13 protein-coding genes are annotated in these 16,850 nt (G+C 70.3%); 7 read left to right on the top strand and 6 right to left on the bottom strand.

Annotation, left to right across the window (positions count from 1 at the left end; all coding sequences use genetic code 11):
• Positions 1 to 41: 41 nt before the first annotated feature.
• The 4 genes from TA3x_RS09105 to TA3x_RS09090 form a co-directional block, all read right to left on the bottom strand.
• Positions 42 to 845, bottom strand: a complete 804-nt coding sequence (locus TA3x_RS09105) for a sulfotransferase family protein (protein ID WP_435020423.1) — start codon at positions 843 to 845, stop codon at positions 42 to 44.
• Between the two features lie 12 nt (positions 846 to 857).
• Positions 858 to 1,271: a hypothetical protein gene (locus tag TA3x_RS09100; protein ID WP_435020421.1), complete on the bottom strand. Its 414-nt coding sequence runs from the start codon at positions 1,269 to 1,271 to the stop codon at positions 858 to 860.
• Positions 1,272 to 1,286: 15 nt separating this feature from the next.
• The gene (locus tag TA3x_RS09095) at positions 1,287 to 1,916 is read right to left on the bottom strand and encodes a hypothetical protein (protein ID WP_435020419.1); all 630 of its coding nucleotides are present in this window, start codon (positions 1,914 to 1,916) and stop codon (positions 1,287 to 1,289) included.
• 129 nt (positions 1,917 to 2,045) lie between these two features.
• Entirely contained in the window at positions 2,046 to 2,624 is a 579-nt protein-coding gene (locus TA3x_RS09090; protein ID WP_435020417.1) for a hypothetical protein, read from the bottom strand.
• 262 nt (positions 2,625 to 2,886) lie between these two features.
• Between TA3x_RS09090 and TA3x_RS09085 the strand changes: the two genes are divergently transcribed.
• Both TA3x_RS09085 and TA3x_RS09080 read left to right on the top strand, forming a co-directional pair.
• Complete coding sequence (locus TA3x_RS09085; RefSeq protein WP_435020415.1) at positions 2,887 to 4,104, top strand: aldo/keto reductase; 1,218 nt, start codon at positions 2,887 to 2,889, stop codon at positions 4,102 to 4,104.
• 160 nt (positions 4,105 to 4,264) lie between these two features.
• Positions 4,265 to 4,786: an endonuclease V gene (locus TA3x_RS09080; protein WP_435020413.1), complete on the top strand. Its 522-nt coding sequence runs from the start codon at positions 4,265 to 4,267 to the stop codon at positions 4,784 to 4,786.
• Between the two features lie 79 nt (positions 4,787 to 4,865).
• Here the strand turns inward: TA3x_RS09080 and TA3x_RS09075 are convergent, their stop codons facing one another.
• Positions 4,866 to 5,138 carry an ADP-ribosylglycohydrolase family protein gene (locus tag TA3x_RS09075; RefSeq protein WP_435022323.1) on the bottom strand — a complete coding sequence of 91 codons (273 nt, stop codon included), beginning with the start codon at positions 5,136 to 5,138 and terminating at the stop codon, positions 4,866 to 4,868.
• 736 nt (positions 5,139 to 5,874) lie between these two features.
• Between TA3x_RS09075 and TA3x_RS09070 the strand changes: the two genes are divergently transcribed.
• Positions 5,875 to 6,960, top strand: a complete 1,086-nt coding sequence (locus tag TA3x_RS09070; protein WP_435020411.1) for a DUF1559 domain-containing protein — start codon at positions 5,875 to 5,877, stop codon at positions 6,958 to 6,960.
• A 110-nt stretch (positions 6,961 to 7,070) separates the two neighbouring features.
• On the top strand, positions 7,071 to 7,253 hold the full coding sequence (locus TA3x_RS09065; RefSeq protein ID WP_435020409.1) for a hypothetical protein: 183 nt from the start codon (positions 7,071 to 7,073) through the stop codon (positions 7,251 to 7,253).
• Between the two features lie 73 nt (positions 7,254 to 7,326).
• Here TA3x_RS09065 and TA3x_RS09060 read toward each other — a convergent pair whose 3' ends face one another.
• The gene (locus TA3x_RS09060; protein WP_435020407.1) at positions 7,327 to 8,355 is read right to left on the bottom strand and encodes a DUF1559 domain-containing protein; all 1,029 of its coding nucleotides are present in this window, start codon (positions 8,353 to 8,355) and stop codon (positions 7,327 to 7,329) included.
• A 237-nt stretch (positions 8,356 to 8,592) separates the two neighbouring features.
• Between TA3x_RS09060 and tssH the strand changes: the two genes are divergently transcribed.
• From tssH to TA3x_RS09045, 3 genes are all read left to right on the top strand, one after another.
• Complete coding sequence (gene tssH / locus TA3x_RS09055; RefSeq protein ID WP_435020405.1) at positions 8,593 to 11,262, top strand: type VI secretion system ATPase TssH; 2,670 nt, start codon at positions 8,593 to 8,595, stop codon at positions 11,260 to 11,262.
• 78 nt (positions 11,263 to 11,340) lie between these two features.
• Complete coding sequence (locus tag TA3x_RS09050) at positions 11,341 to 16,401, top strand: hypothetical protein (protein ID WP_435020403.1); 5,061 nt, start codon at positions 11,341 to 11,343, stop codon at positions 16,399 to 16,401.
• Positions 16,398 to 16,832: a hypothetical protein gene (locus TA3x_RS09045; protein ID WP_435020402.1), complete on the top strand. Its 435-nt coding sequence runs from the start codon at positions 16,398 to 16,400 to the stop codon at positions 16,830 to 16,832. Before TA3x_RS09050 ends, TA3x_RS09045 begins: the two co-directional genes overlap by 4 nt.
• The last annotated feature ends 18 nt before the right edge of the window (positions 16,833 to 16,850 follow it).

Here is a 16,850-nt window from a genome sequence, read left to right as displayed (position 1 = left end):
CCCCCTTAATCAAGCCGGATGGGACGCCCCGACGCAACCCCCTACCAGACCTCGATGCCGGCATACGGCGCGGCCGCCTGACCGAGCACGCCCGGCCAGCGCGGGGCGACCGGCTCGACCCGCGATCGGATCCGGTGGAGGTCGAACGGTCCATACGCCCGGTCGTCCTCGCGGGTGGCCTGCTCCACGCGGTCGAAATCGTGCGGGAAGGGGTCTTCGCCCAGGAACCGATAGATCGCATCGAGCGTCCTCGCCGGGTCGCGGGTCAGCTCCTCGAACCGGACGAAGTGCATCCGGTCGCGGAACCCGCGCTGGAGGGCGTCCTTGATCCGGTTGAACGCCAGGCCCACCGGCTGGTCCCCCCGGGTCCAGACGGCGCACCGGCCCTCGACCGTCTGGAACTCGAAGAAGTGGGCCGCCTCGGCCTCGCCCTGGCCGGTGCCCGCCGACGCCCGCCACAGCAGCTCGAAGCTGGCCAGCACGTCGCGGAGGTCGCGGACCGGCACCAGCACCTTCGCCGGCCGGCCCAGGACCGCCTCGGCCATCTCCAGATACGCCAGCCAGCTCCGCGACTTGTCGAACACCACGGGCTTGCCGCATTCGCCGTGATACGCGGCCAAAATGCCCCGCAGGACCCGAAGCTTCGCCGCCTCACACTCGGCCCGGTCGGGCATGGCCTTGAACGCCCCGAGCTGGTCCCAGTGGTTGCGGACCCCGAACAGGACGTCGACGATCCCGCTGGTCGCCGTGGCGTGGAACCTCGGGTTCTGCGCCAGGATGTTCCCCAGCAAGGTCGACCCGCTCCGCGGCATCCCGGAGATCAGGTGGATCGTCGGCTCATTCATCGCTAGATCCCTTCATCGAACGATCACCTTCCCCAGCCCCAACGATCGGAGGAAGTCGACGATCCGGCCCCGCAGGTCGTCGCCGATGGCCTGATCGGCCCAGAATTCCACGGTGTATCGGCTCGATCGCCCCTCGATCGACCCGCCCTGCCCGTCGTCGATCTGGAAGCGATAGACCGGCCCGTTGCGGCGGGCCTTGCCCCGGACTTGCCTCCGGACCGCCCGCATCGCCTCGTCATCGGCCGGGGCCTCGCCGACGAACGCATCGATCCGGGCCACCTCCCGCTCGGCCTGATCGGTCGGGTCGACGACCGCCCCGGGGAATCGCTCCCGGAGCCGGTCGATGACCTTCTCGGGATCGAAGCAGGCCACGCCCGGCCCCCGGTAGTCGATCGAGGCACAAAGCCTCACGATCGGCACGCCCATCCGGCCCTCCTCCGTCTAGCGACGTTTGGCAAGTCGGCTCCGGGTCGCCAGCCCCAGCTTCCGCACGCACGGGGCATGCGCCACGGATTCGCGGAGCAATGGTGCGGATAGGAATGCCGAGTATTGGGATAACCAATCTACGTACCAGGGTCGGGACACCGGATGCGGGGTTCGGCCCCAGCCATTGTAGCTGTAGAGGGCGAATTCGACGAAGTAGGCGGCGTGTGCCAGGAGTTTCTCCGGGGTGGCGACTTCGGTCGGTCGGCCTGATCCGATCATCCTCACGATATCCTCGGCCGGGATAGCGGCGACCTCGCCGATCCAGCGCCGGAGGGTGTCGGCCTCGGGACACTCGTCGAAGTCGGGAGCCGTGGCCCATTCCAGGTTGGAGCCCGCCCCCTCGGCGTCGCGGATCGCCCATTCCCACTCGCGCCGCCTCGCCCATCCCTTGTTGTGACGCTCCCCGACCTTCAAGGCACGCCGGCAGTATTCGTCGGGCAAGAGCCGCCAGATCCGGCGGCAGCACGCCAGCAGATAGCGTTGCGTGAGCCGATCCAACTCGCTCCGGTCGCCGGTCCAACTCAACCGGAACCAGAGCAGCATCGCCAAGCCGTCGTCGCAGCGGTCCCACTCGTCCCTGTTCATCTCGCGTCGCCAGAATCAGCCTCGGATCTCACGCACCGCTGCATTGATATCCTGCATCTCACTCGACCCTGCAACCCATAAATCGATGGGGCAGGATCGTACAATCGCCCGCTACTCCCTCGCGGAAGGTCAATGCCTAGCTTCACGCCCTTCGAATGCCTGCCGCTCCAGTTCTCGCCGGAAATCCTCGGCCGCCCGCACGTCCTCGACCATCATCTCCCATCGCAGCGGGCGGCAGAATCGTTTCTGGAAGGCGAAGCCGAGGCGATAGACACCATCTAGCTCGGGATCCGGCTCGACCTTGCAGGCGAGGAGCTGGTCCGCCCGGAACGAGCCCGACCACGCCTTGCCGAGACGGACCCGCCCGTCGCGGATCTCCGCACAGCGATCGGCATACGTCCCGGCCCAGAGCCCGAATCGCAGGGCGACCAGCGTCAGCAGGCCGAACGCCACGAACAGCAAGGGCCCGACGAACAGCCCGCCCAGCCATCGCCACGGCTCGACGGGCTCCCCGTTCGCGGCCCGGGCCGCCAGCGCGAACCAGGTGGTGAGCGCGGGGAACAGCACCACGAACAGCACCATGAGGCCCGGTCGGCGCTTCGCGATCTCCATGATCTGGCTCAGCAGGCTCCTCAGCACCTCGCGGCTGATCCTCTGGTAGGACTCCGCCAGCTTCGCCCGGAGATGCGGGGGTTGATCGATGCGCATCGGATCGGTTCGCCTCGGAGGCCGAGATCGACCGCCGGGAGGGCCCTCGCGGCGTCGTGCATGATAAGCCCGGACGGGGCGGCCACCAAGGGGCATGATCGATCGGGGCGGAACCCGCCGTCCCAGGATCGGGAATCCCGCCGATTCGCCCGTGTTAAACACCGGCGGGATCGGATAGGATCGGCGCACCGCCCCCCTCTCTCCGCCCGGGCGAACGGCATTCCGGCGACATTCCGCTTCCGGCATCGAGGAGAACCGCGAGATGAGCGAGCCGCATTCGAACGCGATCGATCGACGTGCCTTCCTCCAGGCGGGCGTGACGGTGACGGCGGCGACCTCGGCCGGCCTGATCGCCGGGCAGGCGACGGCCCAGGAGCCCAAGGCGGCCGGGGCGCAGGGCAAGCCCGTCCTGCCGACGCGCAAGCTGGGCAAGACCGGCGTCGAGGTCACGCTGCTGAACCACGGGACGGTGGGCGAGCCGGCCGGGCTGGGCCGGCTGCTCCGCCTCGCCTACAACGAAGGGGTCCGCTACTTCGACACCGCCGAGGGGTACAAGAACTCCGAGAAGGTCATCGGCGACTGGCTGACCGCCGCCCCCGAGGTCCGCAAGAACATCTTCCTGGCGACCAAGAGCCACGTCCGCACGCAGAGCGACATGCTCAAGAAGCTGGATGAGCGGCTGGCCGCCCTGAAGACGGATTACATCGACCTCCTGTTCTTCCACGGGCTCGACACCGGGCAGACCGACTGGCCCAAGAGCAAGGAACTGAAGGAGGCCGCCGAGGCCCTCAAGAAGACGGGCAAGGTCAAGTTCGTCGGCTTCTCGACCCACGACAAGATGATCGCCGAGCAGATCCAGAACGCCGCCGAGGGCGGGTTCATGGACGTGATCATGCTCAAGTACACCCCCTGGCTCCCCAAGACCGACCCGCTCAACAAGGCCCTGGACGCCTGCCACGCCAAGAACATTGGCCTGGTCTCGATGAAGCAGCTCGCCGGCCAGACCGAGTTCACCGCCGAGCACGTCCCGTCGATCAAGGCCAAGGGCCTGACCCCCGCGCAGGGGCTGCTCCAGGCGATCTGGACCGACGAGCGGTTCTCGGCCTCGTGCGTGACCTTCCGCAACACCGAGCAGGTCAACGAGAACGCCGACGCCGCCCGCCGCTTCGAGCCGCTCAAGCAGGCCGAGATCGACGAGCTGCGCGACGCCGTCCTGGCGTCCAACCCCACCATGTGCCCCGGCTGCGACGGCCGCTGCTCGGTGGCCGCCGGCACCAAGGCCAGCCTCGGCGACCTCGCCCGGTTCTACACCTACTACGAGTCCCACGGCATGCGCTCCGTCGCCCGCGAGGAATACGCCTCGCTGCCCGCCGAAGAGCGCGAATGGGCCGGCGCCGACCTCGCCGCCGCCCAGGAAGCCTGCCACCACCGGCTCAACTTCTCGAAGCTGCTGCCCGAGGTGGACCGCCTCCTGGGTTGATTCCCGCCCACATGGCCTGATCCCCGCCGGGTGCCGCCGGTCGCCTCCGACCCGCGACATCCGACCCGGGTTCCTCAGGCCACGCCATATGCCAACACGATCGAGAAGGCCGGGCCACTGGGCCTTGCCGATGGGCGGACGGGCAGCGGGAACGACCGGAATGATCGCCTGCGTTGACGTCGATTACCGGGACGCCGGGGCAGCCGCCGCCTGCGTGGTGTTCTCGGCGTGGGGCGACGAGCGTTCCTTGGAGGAGGTCGTCGTCACGATCGACGAGGTCGAGCCTTACGAGCCCGGCCAGTTCTTCCGCCGCGAGTTGCCGTGCCTCATCGCGGTGCTCGGCCGGATCGAATCAACGCCCCGGATCGTCCTCATCGACGGTTATGTGTGGCTGGGGGACGAGGGCGATCCGGGGTTGGGTGCCCATCTTCATGAGGCGATGGGGAGGCAGGTGGCCGTCATCGGCGTCGCCAAAACGAGGTTCCTCCGAGCGAGAGCCGTCCAGGAGATCACGAGGGGCGGCAGCCAAGCCCCGCTGTTCATCACCGCGGTCGGACTGAGCCTCCCCGAGGCGGCCGAGCACGTCCGCGAGATGCACGGCCCGTTCCGAATCCCGACCCTCCTCAAAAGAGCCGATCAACTGTGCCGCGGGCTGGCGGAGCCGACCCAGCCCCCGGCTTGAAGATACCCCATCGGGATCAGGTATCATCCCGATCCCTCCGAACATCGGCCGAGGCGTCGATGCGGCAAGGCTCTCCCGATCACCCCGCCATGAAACGCCCCTCGAACTCCTCGACCACGGCCCGCATCGGGTCATCGAGCCGGGCCAGCGTCTCCGCGCGGATCGGGTCCGGGATGCTGCCGTCATAGGCGTGGGCCACGCCCCCGGCGATGCAGGCGAGCGTGTCGGCGTCGCCGCCCAGGGAGATCGCCAGGCGGACCGCCTCCTCGAAGTCCGACGACTCCAGGAAGGCGATCAGGGCCTCCGTCACGCTCCCTCGGCAGGAGACGTCGAAGCGATAGCCCGGCCGGATGTCGTCGAGCCGCCGATGGAGGTCGTAGCCGAATTTGTGCTCGACATCGTCGCGGATGTCGTCCGTTCGGATTCAGGACGCGCCAGCGATTTGCCGGCATGTGATTGCGGCCCAGGCATGGACCATGATCCTCGTCACGGCCCCGAACTGGCCAAGGGATATCACGCCCGCCAGAGCCCGTCGATGAGAAAGCCCCGCAAGCCTTGCCCGGTCGTCGAGTCGGGGGATTTGCGCCGACTCCCCCTGCGTGCTGGCCCATCGGCCTCCCGCCGAGGTCTCGGCGATGGCGGCGAAGGCCAAGGGGAAGGCCCTGGGCCTGAATGGGACGCTCACCGGGGCGACCCCTCTGACGACAAGAACGGCCATATCGAGGTCTTGGCGGCATAACGGCTCGCTCACGTTCGCCGGCAGGAAGAAATGGGTCCCGCAGCCGGGAAATCTCGGCACAGACGGGAGCATTCCCGGGATTGTATACAATCCGCTTGCGGGGGCAGTCCGCGTCGAGTAGGTTCGAGACCGATCGTGGATCTGGAAATCTATCTCTCGTGAGATTTGGGGATGGCACGCACGTTTTCGAGTGTGCGCCGCCTCCGCCGAGACTCCGCTCCACGCTCGGTTCGACCTCCGAGCTCACCGCTCGACATGCCCGGGATGGACCCCGTCCATCCTCACACCGGCCCGCCCGCAGCGTCGTGAGTTGCCCCCCGGTCCTCCCAATGCCGCCGGAGAAGCGCCCATGCGTACTCGCCCACGCGCCTTCACCCTGATCGAGCTCCTGGTGGTGATCGCCATCATCGCGGTCCTGATCGCCCTGCTCCTGCCGGCCGTGCAGGCCGCGAGGGAGGCGGCCCGCCGTTCCCAGTGCGTCAACAATCTCAAGCAGCTCGGGCTGGCGGTCCACAATTACGAATCTTCCAACAGCGTCATGGTTTTCCAGTCGGTCTGGCCCTCGGGCAATTATCCGTCGGGCGTGACGAGCGGATTCTCGACGGGCGGGGCGAGCTACGGCTGGGCGGTGGCGCTGCTGCCACAGATGGAGCAGCAGCCGCTCGCGAATGCCTTCAATTACAGTTGCTATGTCTGGGATACATCCGTCGCCGCCGCCAACTTCCGGGCGAATACGACGGTCGGGTACACGCAGCTTGGCATGCTCCTCTGCCCATCCGACGGCACCTCGCTCCGGCCCATCGATCCCTACGGGACCAAGAGTTATCACAGCAATATCGGGGGCCCTGGCATCATCGCCGCCTGGAGCGGCTCGATCGTCCCGCCCGGGAACTGGTCGACCAACGTGCCGGGGACGCTCACCTTCGCATCGATGACGGATGGCCTGTCCAACACCGCGATGTTCAGCGAGCGGCTGATCGGATTGCCCTCCGGCCAGCTATCGACGATCACCATCGGATCCGTGAATGCGAGGCGGGGGATGTTCCCCGGCCCCAACGGCGGCACGTTCAACACCGGCAACCCCGCCACCGCCCTGACCTTCGTGCAGGGTTGCAAGGCGCTGCCCGGCACGACGGTGGCCGCGAACACCCAGCACATCGGCCACATCTGGACCTATGGGTATCCGACCTACCAATCGAATTATTACAACCACTTCGGGGCCCCGAACGACCTCTCCTGCATCAATTCCAACGAGGGATCCGCGCCGGTCGGCCGATGGAGCATCGCCACGCCGACGAGCAATCACCCGGGCGGGGTCAACGTCGCCTTCGCCGACGGTTCGGTCAAGTTCGTCAAGAATACGATCAGCCTGCCGACCTGGTGGGCGCTCGGGACCCGGGCCGGGGGAGAGGTCCTCGGCGCGGACGCCTACTGACGCCCGGGCTGATGGCTCACATCACGCCGACGCCCCGAGCCGGGATCGGCGGCCATGTCGGGGACGGCCATCTCACGAATCCTTGTCCAGAATCATTGAGGGACGCGACCATGCCTCGCATCGCCATCATCGCCATGCTCATCCTCGGGACGACGGGTTGCGGGGGCGGCATCCAGGAAGGCATCCCCTCGAACGTCGGCGGGGTCCTGACACCCGAGCAGCAGAAGGAGCACGACGACCTGGTCGCCCAGGAGGAGGCCGCCGCGAAGGCCCAGGGCAAGAAACGCCAGTGACGGCGGCCTTCCGGGGTTGTTACGCCGGGAGGCCCATCCCCGCCGCGACGGCGCGGCGGGCGACCTCATCGACTCAATAGGAGTCGGCCGAGACGACCTCGCCGCCCGCGAAAGTGCCCAGGGCCCGCCAGGTCGAGGGGGCGATCGTGTCCTTGACGAACCGGATCGAGCCGTCGCCGAACAGGGCGTTCACGCCGCCGGGGTGATAGCTCCGGGCGGTGAGCGAGGCGAAGGTCGGGCCCAGGGATTTCTCGGTGACCGTGACGAAGTCGAGGTCGAACTCCCGGTTCGCCCCGCCCATCGTCCTGCGGTTGGGCGGGAACGCCGTGGTGAAGGCCGACATGATCGAGTCGCCGTTGGGCCACTGGGTATGGCCGATCGACGAGATCCGGCCCGCGGCGCACGACCCGGTGAACTCGGGGGCGACCGCGTACAGGTCGGCGCCGGGCGCGGGGACGTTGTTCGGGTCGGTGATCGACCCCAACGGGCAGCCGGTGACGCGGGGCTGGTACGTCTTCACCTCGGCGGCCATCAGCGTGTTGCTCAGCCCGTCCTGGACCGACGCATAGGGGAGGGATCGGTTCGAGCTGAACGGGGATCGGGAATACGGCCCCGAGACGCCGCCCCACACGAACCAATCGCCCGAGCAGAACGCGTAGCTGGAGATCCCCATCGGGCCGTACTCCATCTGGCGACGCTCGGTCCGGACCTCCGACGGGCAGAGCAGGGACGCCGGCTGGGTCGCCACCACGGTCCAGTTCGGGGCGTTGTTGAAGTCGGTCGTGAAGTTGATCGCGTTGTAGAGCGACCCGCCTTCCATCATCGGCAGGATCCGGGCGTGGACGCTCCAGCCGCCGTACCAGGTGAGCTTGCCGGCCGTCGCCTGGACGAGGCTCGAAGGGGGAAGCACGCCGTTGGCCGACTCGTAGTTGGCCAACGCCAGGCCGATCTGCTTGAGGTTGTTGGTGCACTGGATCCGCCGGGCCGCCTCCCGCGCCGCCTGCACCGCGGGCAGCAGCAGGGCGATCAGCACCGCGATGATCGCGATCACCACCAGCAGCTCGATCAGGGTGAAGCCTCGACGCCTCGGACATCCGCTCATCGAGACCCCTGACGCAAAACAGGTCGTTTTTTAGAAGATGAGACTCAATCTCATTCAGGATGGATATTACAGTCCTTCGCGAAACGCCTGTCAAGGTGCGACGGCGATTCCCGACGGAGACCCCGATCGACGATTGCGAATCGCAACAAGGCCGGATTACCATCCTATGATCTTCTGAAAACCCACCGCGTCCGGTGGATCAACGCTCGCCGTCGGGAATGGGCAAGGAGCATCGGCATGGGTCTGGATCAGGGCGCCCTCATCAAGAAGCTGGACGGGGCGTGCTTGAATGCCCTCCAGGCGGCGGCCGGGCTGTGCGTGTCGCGGACCAACTACAGCGTCGAGCTGGAGCACTGGCTGTTCAAGCTGGCCGAGGCGGCCGACACCGACCTGACGCGGATCTTCCGCCACTTCGAGGTGGACGCGTCCAATGTCCTCCGCGACCTGACCCGGACCATCGACGGCCTGAAAAGGGGCAACGACCGCACGCCGACGCTGGCCCCGGCGATCGAGGAGGCGACGCGGGATGCCTGGCTCCTGGCGTCGATCCAGTTCCAGGAGCCGGCGATCCGGTCCGGGACGCTCCTTTTGGCGATCCTCCAGGACGCCCGGCTCGGCCGGCAGGCCCGCGACGCCTCGCGCGAGCTGGCCAAGATCGGCGTCGAAGGATTGGCCTCGGGCCTGGCCAAGATCACCGCCGGGTCGCCCGAGGCCCCGTCGGGGGCCGCCTCCGCCGGGACGCCGTCCAACGCCACGGCGACCTCGGGCGCGCCGGCCGCCGCCGGACAGACGCCGGCGCTCGACCAGTACACCCTGAACCTGACCGAGAAGGCCCGCGCCGGCAAGATCGACCCGGTCATCGGCCGCGACGCCGAGGTCCGGCAGATGGTCGACATCCTGATCCGCCGGAGGCAGAACAACCCGATCCTCACCGGCGAGGCGGGCGTGGGCAAGACCGCCGTGGTGGAGGGCTTCGCCCTGCGGATCGCCGCCGGCGACGTGCCCGAGTCGCTCAAGAACGTGGTCCTGCGCACGCTCGACCTGGGGCTGCTCCAGGCCGGGGCCGGGGTGAAGGGGGAGTTCGAGAACCGGCTCAAGAACGTGATCGAGGAGGTCAAGGCATCGCCGGTGCCGATCGTCCTGTTCATCGACGAGGCCCACACCATGATCGGCGCCGGCGGGCAGGCCGGCCAGGGGGACGCTGCCAACCTGCTCAAGCCGGCCCTGGCCCGGGGCGAACTCCGCACGATCGCCGCGACCACCTGGGCCGAGTACAAGAAGTACTTCGAGAAGGACGCCGCCCTGGCCCGCCGGTTCCAGGTCATCAAGGTCGAGGAGCCCAGCGAGGAACGGGCCATCCTCATGATGCGGGGCGTGTGCGACGTCCTGGAGAAGCACCACAAGGTCCGCATCCTCGACGAGGCCGTGGAAGCGTCGGTGAAGCTGGCCCACCGCTACATCTCGGGCCGGCAACTGCCGGACAAGTCGGTGAGCCTGCTGGACACCGCCTGCGCCCGGGTGGCCATCGGCCAGATCGCCACTCCGCCGGCCGTCGAGGACGCCGTCCGCCACATCGAGGCCCTGAAGGTCGAACTCGGCATCCTCGACCGCGAGTCCGCCACCAGCGACGCCGGCTCCGCCCGGATCGCCGAGGCCCGCGAGGACCTGGCCGCATCCGAGGCCCGGCTGGTCGACCTCAACCAGCGGTGGGAGTCGGAGCGGGCCCTGGTCCAGGAGGTCCGCACCCTGTCCGACCAGGTCGAGCAGGCCCACGCCCAGCAGACGGCTTCGGGCGACGGGACGCCGGACGTGGAACTCGCGAAGATGCGCGGGGAACTCGACGCCAAGGTGGCCGAGCTGCGGAAGGTCCAGGGCGAGAACCCGCTCATGCAGGTGAGCGTGGACGCCCAGACGATCGCCGAGGTCGTCGCCGGCTGGACCGGCATCCCGGTCGGCCGGATGCTGGCCGACGAGATCCACACCGTGCTCAACCTCCAGACGCGGCTGGAGGAGCGGGTCATCGGCCAGGCGGCGGCCCTGGAGGCGATCGCCCGCCGGGTCCGCACGGCCCGCGCCAACCTGACCGACCCGCGCCGGCCGATCGGCGTGTTCCTGCTGGTCGGCCCCTCCGGGGTGGGCAAGACCGAGACCGCGCTGACGCTGGCCGAGGCGATGTACGGAGGCGAGCGGAACCTGGTCACGATCAACATGTCGGAGTATCAGGAGGCCCACACCGTCTCCAGCCTCAAGGGTTCGCCCCCCGGCTACGTCGGCTACGGCGAGGGCGGCGTGCTGACCGAGGCGGTCCGCCGCAAGCCGTACTGCGTGGTCCTGCTCGACGAGGTGGAGAAGGCCCACCCCGACGTGATGGAGTTGTTCTTCCAGGTCTTCGACAAGGGGATGCTCGAAGACGGCGAGGGGCGCGAGATCGACTTCAAGAACACGATGATCCTGCTCACGTCCAACGTCGGCACGGACACGATCATGGCCCGGTTCGCCCGGCCCGGCCCCGAGCCTTCGGCCGAGGAGATGGGCGAGGCCCTCCGCCCTGAATTGCTCAAGGCGTTCCCCGCCGCCCTGCTCGGCCGGATGATTTTGGTCCCCTACCGGCCGATCCGCGACGACGTGATGAAGCAGATCATCCGGCTCCAGCTCGGCCGCGTCGGGGCGCGGATGAAGGAGAACCACAAGGCCGCCTTCTCCTACGACGACGCCGTGGTCGACGCCATCTCGTCCCGCGCCCGCGAGGTCGAATCCGGCGCCCGGAACGTCGACCACATCCTGACCCGGTCCCTCCTGCCCGACCTGTCCCGCGAGTTCCTCGCCCGGATGGCCGAGGCCCGCCCGATCGCCTCGGTCCGCGTCGGCGTCGACGACGCGGGCAGCTTCACCTACGACATCGACTGAGCAATGCCCCCGCCGGCCCGGGATGGATTATAGTACAGCCGGTGCATCCCCCCGATCTTCCCTCCCGGACCTCCCCCGATGGCAGGCGACCGCCCGACCAATCCCCACGCGTGGCGGACCTCGACCCCGGGCCCGGCGCCGGGGCGAGCGAGGCGGCTCGGGCCGGGCTGGCGGCGCGAGGCCGTGCCGGCGGCCGGGGTCAGGCGGTCGCGCCGGACCTGGCCGATCCGGTTCGTCCTGGCCTCGCTGGGCCTGGGCGTGCTGGCCGGGCTCTTAATCTGGGTCGGCTCGTGGCTCAGCCCGCCCCGGGCCATCGACCTCCTGCTGGTCGAGGCCGGGTACGAGGAGAACCTGGCGATCCCGCACAACGTCTACGGGGTCGAGGCCATCCGGAGGGCGTCGGGGCTGGCGACGCCGGGCGGGCAATACCGGCTGCTGGCTCCGCCGGTCGTGCTCAAGGCGGGCACGGCCTGGGATGCCCCCCTGGCCGGCTACCGGGGGCACACCCTGGCGGTGATCCTGGGCCTGCACGGCGGGGCGGATGCCCAGGGGGCCTACTTCCTGGGCCACGACGCCGACATCGACGACACGCCCGACAACCGGCTCCGGCTCTCCCAGGTGATCGACCGCCTCGCGCAGTTGCCCCCATCCACCCGCAAGCTCCTGATCCTGGACGCGACCCAGGTCGCCTCGGACTGGGGCCTGGGCATGCTCCACAACGACTTCGCCCGCTCCCTGGAGGCCATGAACGACCGGATCGAGGCGGTCCCGAACCTCGTCGTCCTCTCCTCCAGCGGGGTCGACCAGCGGTCCTGGGGCAGCGACTCGACCCGGAGCACGATCTTCGCCCACTTCCTCCAGCGGGGGCTCCGGGGCGAGGCCGCCGGCCCGGACGGGCGGGTCGACGTCGAGACGCTGTTCCAGTTCGCCCGGGTCCGCGTCCGGCGGTGGGCCGACGCCAATTTCGACGTCCTCCAGACCCCCATGCGCTATCCCCGGGGCGAGTCCGGGGCGGCCCGGGGCCACGCGATCGAGCTGACCGCGGGCACCCTGCCCGCCCCGAAGGATCCGGCCCCGGCCGTCGCCCCGGCCGTCCATCCCGCCTGGGAGCGGGCCCGGAATCTGGAGCGGGCCTTCCCCGCCCCCTACGTCCACGCCCCCCACCTCTGGCGGCGCTATCTGGACACGGTGATCCGCCGCGACCAGCTGGCCCGGGCCGGGGCCGCGGACGCCGCGGCGCGGATGGAGGCGAACCTGGGCGACCTGGAGCGCACGATCGCCCAGGCCCGGCGGATCGACCTGGCCTCCTCGCAGGCCACCCTGACCATGGACGCGGTGGAAGGGGACACGCCGGTCGACCTGTCGGCCGCCCTGGCCCCGTTCGACCGGCTCTGGGACGCCGCCGAGGCCGACACCGCCAAGATCTGGGACCAGATCCGGGCCGACGCCTCGGGCCGCACCGGCGCATCGGGCCTGGACGCGATCCGCCGGTCCTTCGATGCACTCCTGATGCAGAGGGCGGCGGGCGACCCGGCCGCGAACTGGGATCGGGCGGCGCGGGTGGCCCGGGCGATCGACGACCCGGCCCGGTTCCGCCCCGCCGAGATCCAGACGCTGCTGATGCTCCACCGCGACCTGCCGGCCGACCCCGCCACCGCCCTCCTCCGGATCGACCGGCTGGGCGAGGCGCTCCGGCTCCGCCTGCTCGCCGAAAGGGCCGTCCTGATCCCGGCCCAGGGGGGCTATTCCCACGCCGGGCAGGTCGTCCCCTGGGTCGCGTCGGTGATGGCCGAGGCCGACCGCGCCCGGAGGTTCGGCCAGGACCTCCTGCTCGCCGACGGGGCCGAGGCCCTCGATCGGGCCGGAGGGCTGTTCCAGCAGGCATCCCGCCTCTACAACCAGGCCCGCGACGGCGCCGAGATCGTCCGCACGGCGCTCCGGGCCCGCGACCGGGTGATGGCCGCCCTGCCCTACTACTCGGCCTGGGCGGGGCGGCAGAGGCACGGGGTCGACCCGCGGAAGCAGGCCGAATCCGACGCCATGGCCCGGGACATCGAGGCCCTGTGGGACCGGCTCCACGCCCTGTTCGCCGCCCTGGAGACCCCCGACTTCGCCGCGATCCGGGGCGCGGCCGGCACCGGCACCGGCCCGGCCGCGCCCGCCCAACCCGGCCTCGCCGACCACGCCCGCGAGGTGTCCGAGGGGTTCGCGCGGATCGAGTCCCGGTTCCTCGCCTATGCGGGGCAGATCGACACGATCGACCTGACCAGCCTGTGGTGGGAGACCCAGCAGGCGCTGGCGGTCCCGTTCGACGACCTGGCGCTGCGGGCCACGCTCCAGGCCAACCTCGCCCGGATCGAGGGACGATTCGCCGCGGAGGCCCCGCCGGGGGTCGCGACCTCCGCGATCATCACCGATCGGGAGAACGAGTCGGTCTCCCGCGACCGGGCCCGCCGCCAGGGGCTGATGGCGGTGGCCCTGATCGGCCGACGCCTGTTCGACGCCGGGGCCCCCGCCGGGACCAGCCGGTTCGACCGGGCCCGCGACCGCCTGGCGATGCTCGACGTCGGCCCGAACTGGTGGGCCGTCACCGCCGAGCTGGGCGCCGAGGTCGGGGCGACCTGGCGGGGCGTGCCCGACGCCATCAAGAAGGCCGTCGACGCCGCCGTGACCGACCAGGGGGACCGCGAGCTGGCCGACCTCCGCGACGCCGACCGCCTGGTCCGCCAGGCCCCCGGCTCCCTGGTCCTGCCCACCGCCGTCCGCCCGGCCGAATCCCTGCGCAGGCGGATCGTCCGCGACCTCCTGATCTGGCAGGCGGATCGGGCCTGGGAGGACCACTGGGACGCCGAGGACCCGTCGGCCGGCGGCCCCCCCTATTACCGGGCGGCCGGCCAGCTTTTCCTGGAGGATGCCGGCCGGCTGGAGGCCGACCCGAACCGGCCGGGCGCCGCGCTGGTTGCCGCCCGCGACAGGATCGCACGGCCTTCCGCCCTGGCCTTCTCCGGCGACGCCCGCCGGGTGGTGACCGACGAGCGGCGGATCGACGCCCGCTACAAGCTCGGCCCCGCGCCCGGATCGGGGCCGGTCCCCCAGGGCTACCCGGTGACCTGGTCCGAGCCGGGCGACGTGTTCCGCACCCTCGACGCCGACGCGGAGCGGCGCCAGGCCCGGTCGGTGGACGGGTCGCCCGAGGCCCGGCTCGATACCATCCTGGAAGGGATCGGCCCGCTCGCCCCCGGGGCCGCCCGCCCCGCCGTCCCGCGGACGCAGCGGTCGGGCTTCGGGGTCCGGGGTCTGTTCCGGGGCCAGGCGATCGCGTTCCGCACCGAGGTCGACCTGTCCCTGGCCCCCGACGCGGTGGTCGCCCGCCCCCCCAGCCCGACGCCGGGTACGGTGGCGATCCGCGCCGAGGCCGCCGCCTTCGACCGCTACGGCACCAGCAACGGCTCTTTGGCGATCGTCCTGGACGCCTCGGGCAGCATGGGCCCGCCGGCCGGCCAGCCGTGGGGGCCGACCACCAAGTATCGCGAGGCGTTGAAGGCCCTGCGCGACGTGCTGGGCCAGGTGTCGCCGGGGACCGTCGTCAGCCTCTGGATCTTCGGCGAGTCGGTCGGGGCGGAGAAGACCGCCCGCGACGTCGAGCGCACCGCCTTCCGGGTCCGCCCGCCGACCCCCTGGGACCCGTCGCAGCTCGCCAGCTTGATGACCGAGATCGACTACCCCCGGATCGAGCCCTGGAACGAGTCGCCGATCGTGCGGACCATGATCCTGGCCCGCGACGACCTGTGGAACGCCCCCGGCTTCCGCACCATGCTGGTCCTGACCGACGGCGGCGACAACCGCTACGAGGCCCACGACCCCTGGAACCCCGGCAAGAAGCCGATCCCGGAGGTCTTGCGCGAGGCGTTCGAAAAGTCCGGCATCGAGATCAACGTGGTCGGCTACAAGCTCGGCGCCGGCGAGGCCGAGAAGGCCCGGGCCCAGTTCGGCGGGATCGAGGCCCTGCCCCTGCCGGGCAAGTTCTACACAGTGGACCAAGCCGACGAGCTGGCGGGCGTGCTGGGCCGGGCCCTCCGCCGCCGCCTGACCGTCTCGATCGAGCGCGACGACAACGTGCCCGTCCCCGGCCTTCCCGCCCAGGGGCTGGCGGTCGGCCGCGAAGGCCAGAACACCGCCTGGTTCCCCGCCGGGCTCGAACCGTCGGGCTATCAGGTCGTGGCCCAGGTCCCCGGCCGTCCCCGGCGCAGCCTGGTCATCGGCCGCGACGACCGCCTGCTGGTCCGGATCATCAACACCGCCTCCGGGCTCGGGTTCGCCCGGGGGATCTTCTCGCGCGACGATCACCCCTATCGGCCATCCCGCGAGCAGAACGGCTGGCGACTGGCGGTGCTCCAGGACCAGTCCCGCGACGCCGGGGGGCTCCAGATGCTGGTCAGCCTGGAACGCCTGTTCGACCCCCGCGAGACCGCCCTGGAGATGATCCGGCCCCGCGCCGCCTGGTTCGAGCTGGCCCCGTTCCCGGACGCGAAGACCCCGTTCACCCTCCGCTGGGGCGACCAGGGGGGCTATCCCGCCCCGTGCTGGAGCCTGGACGTGGCGGCCTGGCCTCGGAGCCCCGGCACGAACGCGCCGGCCCGCCCGGTCCTGCGGGCCTGGTGGAACCCCGACCAGGAGACCCCGGCCTCGGCGGCCCTGGACCGCGGGGCCGACTTCCAGGTCGACGCCCCCCGCGCCACCATCGCCCCGGTGCCGATCGACGGCGACCCGGTCACGGTCGAATCCGCGACGATCGAGGACCACACGGTCGACCTCGGCGACGGCACCCGGGGCCTGCGTACCTGCCTGGTGGTCCGGATCGCCCACGCACCCGGCAAGCCGGTCTGGGCCCGCCCGGTGGGCCTGGCCCCCGCCGGCCAGGAGCACCGCTTCTACGCCGACGCCGCCCGCTCGACCTCGCTGGCCTGGCCCGTCACCCGCGACGAGGCCGACGCCCGCCTCTCCGGCATCGAGCTGATCTCGGTCGCCTCCTTCAAGGCCAACGCCGCCCGCCGCGGCTACTCCGCCGAGATTCAGGACCTACCCACCCCCTCCCCCGACGATGCCCGCCCCCGCCCGGTGGCGATCCCGGGGCGATGATGCCCGACTCATCAGGCCCCGACCCGGCCGATCTCGCCGAGGATTTCGCCCACCGCTACGAGCGGGAACTGGACGCCTACTGCGCCATCCGCATGGAGGAACTCGGCATTCCCGACCACCTCCACGGCGCACCGGACTTCGAGAGAGGTGGCGAGTGGCGGGCATTCATCGCCCACAACCGCACCGGGGGCAGGCTCACCACGGGGATCACGGTCAATTCCGGGTGCCTGAACCCGGAACTCTTGCACGGACAGCCCGGAGCGATGGTGTTCGCCAGGTCGCGGTTGCGCGACCGGATCGACGCGATCATCGCCCACGAGTACGAGGAACACAGGCTGGGAAGCCACGAAGCGGCCCTGACGCATGCCGCGAAGACGGCATTGCCCGTCGCTGATGGGGCGAGGAAGATCCTGCGGGCGATGGCGAGGTAGGTTGCGGGCTGACGCAAC

Origin of the sequence: Tundrisphaera macrotermitis, assembly GCF_051175315.1 — a bacterium.
GTDB lineage: Bacteria > Planctomycetota > Planctomycetia > Isosphaerales > Isosphaeraceae > Tundrisphaera.
The sequence above is the reverse complement of the archived record's forward strand: the minus strand, read 5'-3'. Positions and strand labels throughout refer to the sequence as shown.

Excerpts from the sequence above, each read along its gene's own strand:
- TA3x_RS09105 (WP_435020423.1), bottom strand. The coding sequence starts at position 845 with ATGAATGAGCCGACGATCCACCTGATCTCCGGGATGCCGCGGAGCGGG.
- TA3x_RS09100 (WP_435020421.1), bottom strand. The coding sequence starts at position 1,271 with ATGGGCGTGCCGATCGTGAGGCTTTGTGCCTCGATCGACTACCGGGGG.
- TA3x_RS09095 (WP_435020419.1), bottom strand. The coding sequence starts at position 1,916 with ATGAACAGGGACGAGTGGGACCGCTGCGACGACGGCTTGGCGATGCTG.
- TA3x_RS09090 (WP_435020417.1), bottom strand. The coding sequence starts at position 2,624 with ATGCGCATCGATCAACCCCCGCATCTCCGGGCGAAGCTGGCGGAGTCC.
- TA3x_RS09085 (WP_435020415.1), top strand. The coding sequence starts at position 2,887 with ATGAGCGAGCCGCATTCGAACGCGATCGATCGACGTGCCTTCCTCCAG.
- TA3x_RS09080 (WP_435020413.1), top strand. The coding sequence starts at position 4,265 with ATGATCGCCTGCGTTGACGTCGATTACCGGGACGCCGGGGCAGCCGCC.
- TA3x_RS09070 (WP_435020411.1), top strand. The coding sequence starts at position 5,875 with ATGCGTACTCGCCCACGCGCCTTCACCCTGATCGAGCTCCTGGTGGTG.
- TA3x_RS09065 (WP_435020409.1), top strand. The coding sequence starts at position 7,071 with ATGCCTCGCATCGCCATCATCGCCATGCTCATCCTCGGGACGACGGGT.
- TA3x_RS09060 (WP_435020407.1), bottom strand. The coding sequence starts at position 8,355 with ATGAGCGGATGTCCGAGGCGTCGAGGCTTCACCCTGATCGAGCTGCTG.
- tssH (WP_435020405.1), top strand. The coding sequence starts at position 8,593 with ATGGGTCTGGATCAGGGCGCCCTCATCAAGAAGCTGGACGGGGCGTGC.
- TA3x_RS09050 (WP_435020403.1), top strand. The coding sequence starts at position 11,341 with ATGGCAGGCGACCGCCCGACCAATCCCCACGCGTGGCGGACCTCGACC.
- TA3x_RS09045 (WP_435020402.1), top strand. The coding sequence starts at position 16,398 with ATGATGCCCGACTCATCAGGCCCCGACCCGGCCGATCTCGCCGAGGAT.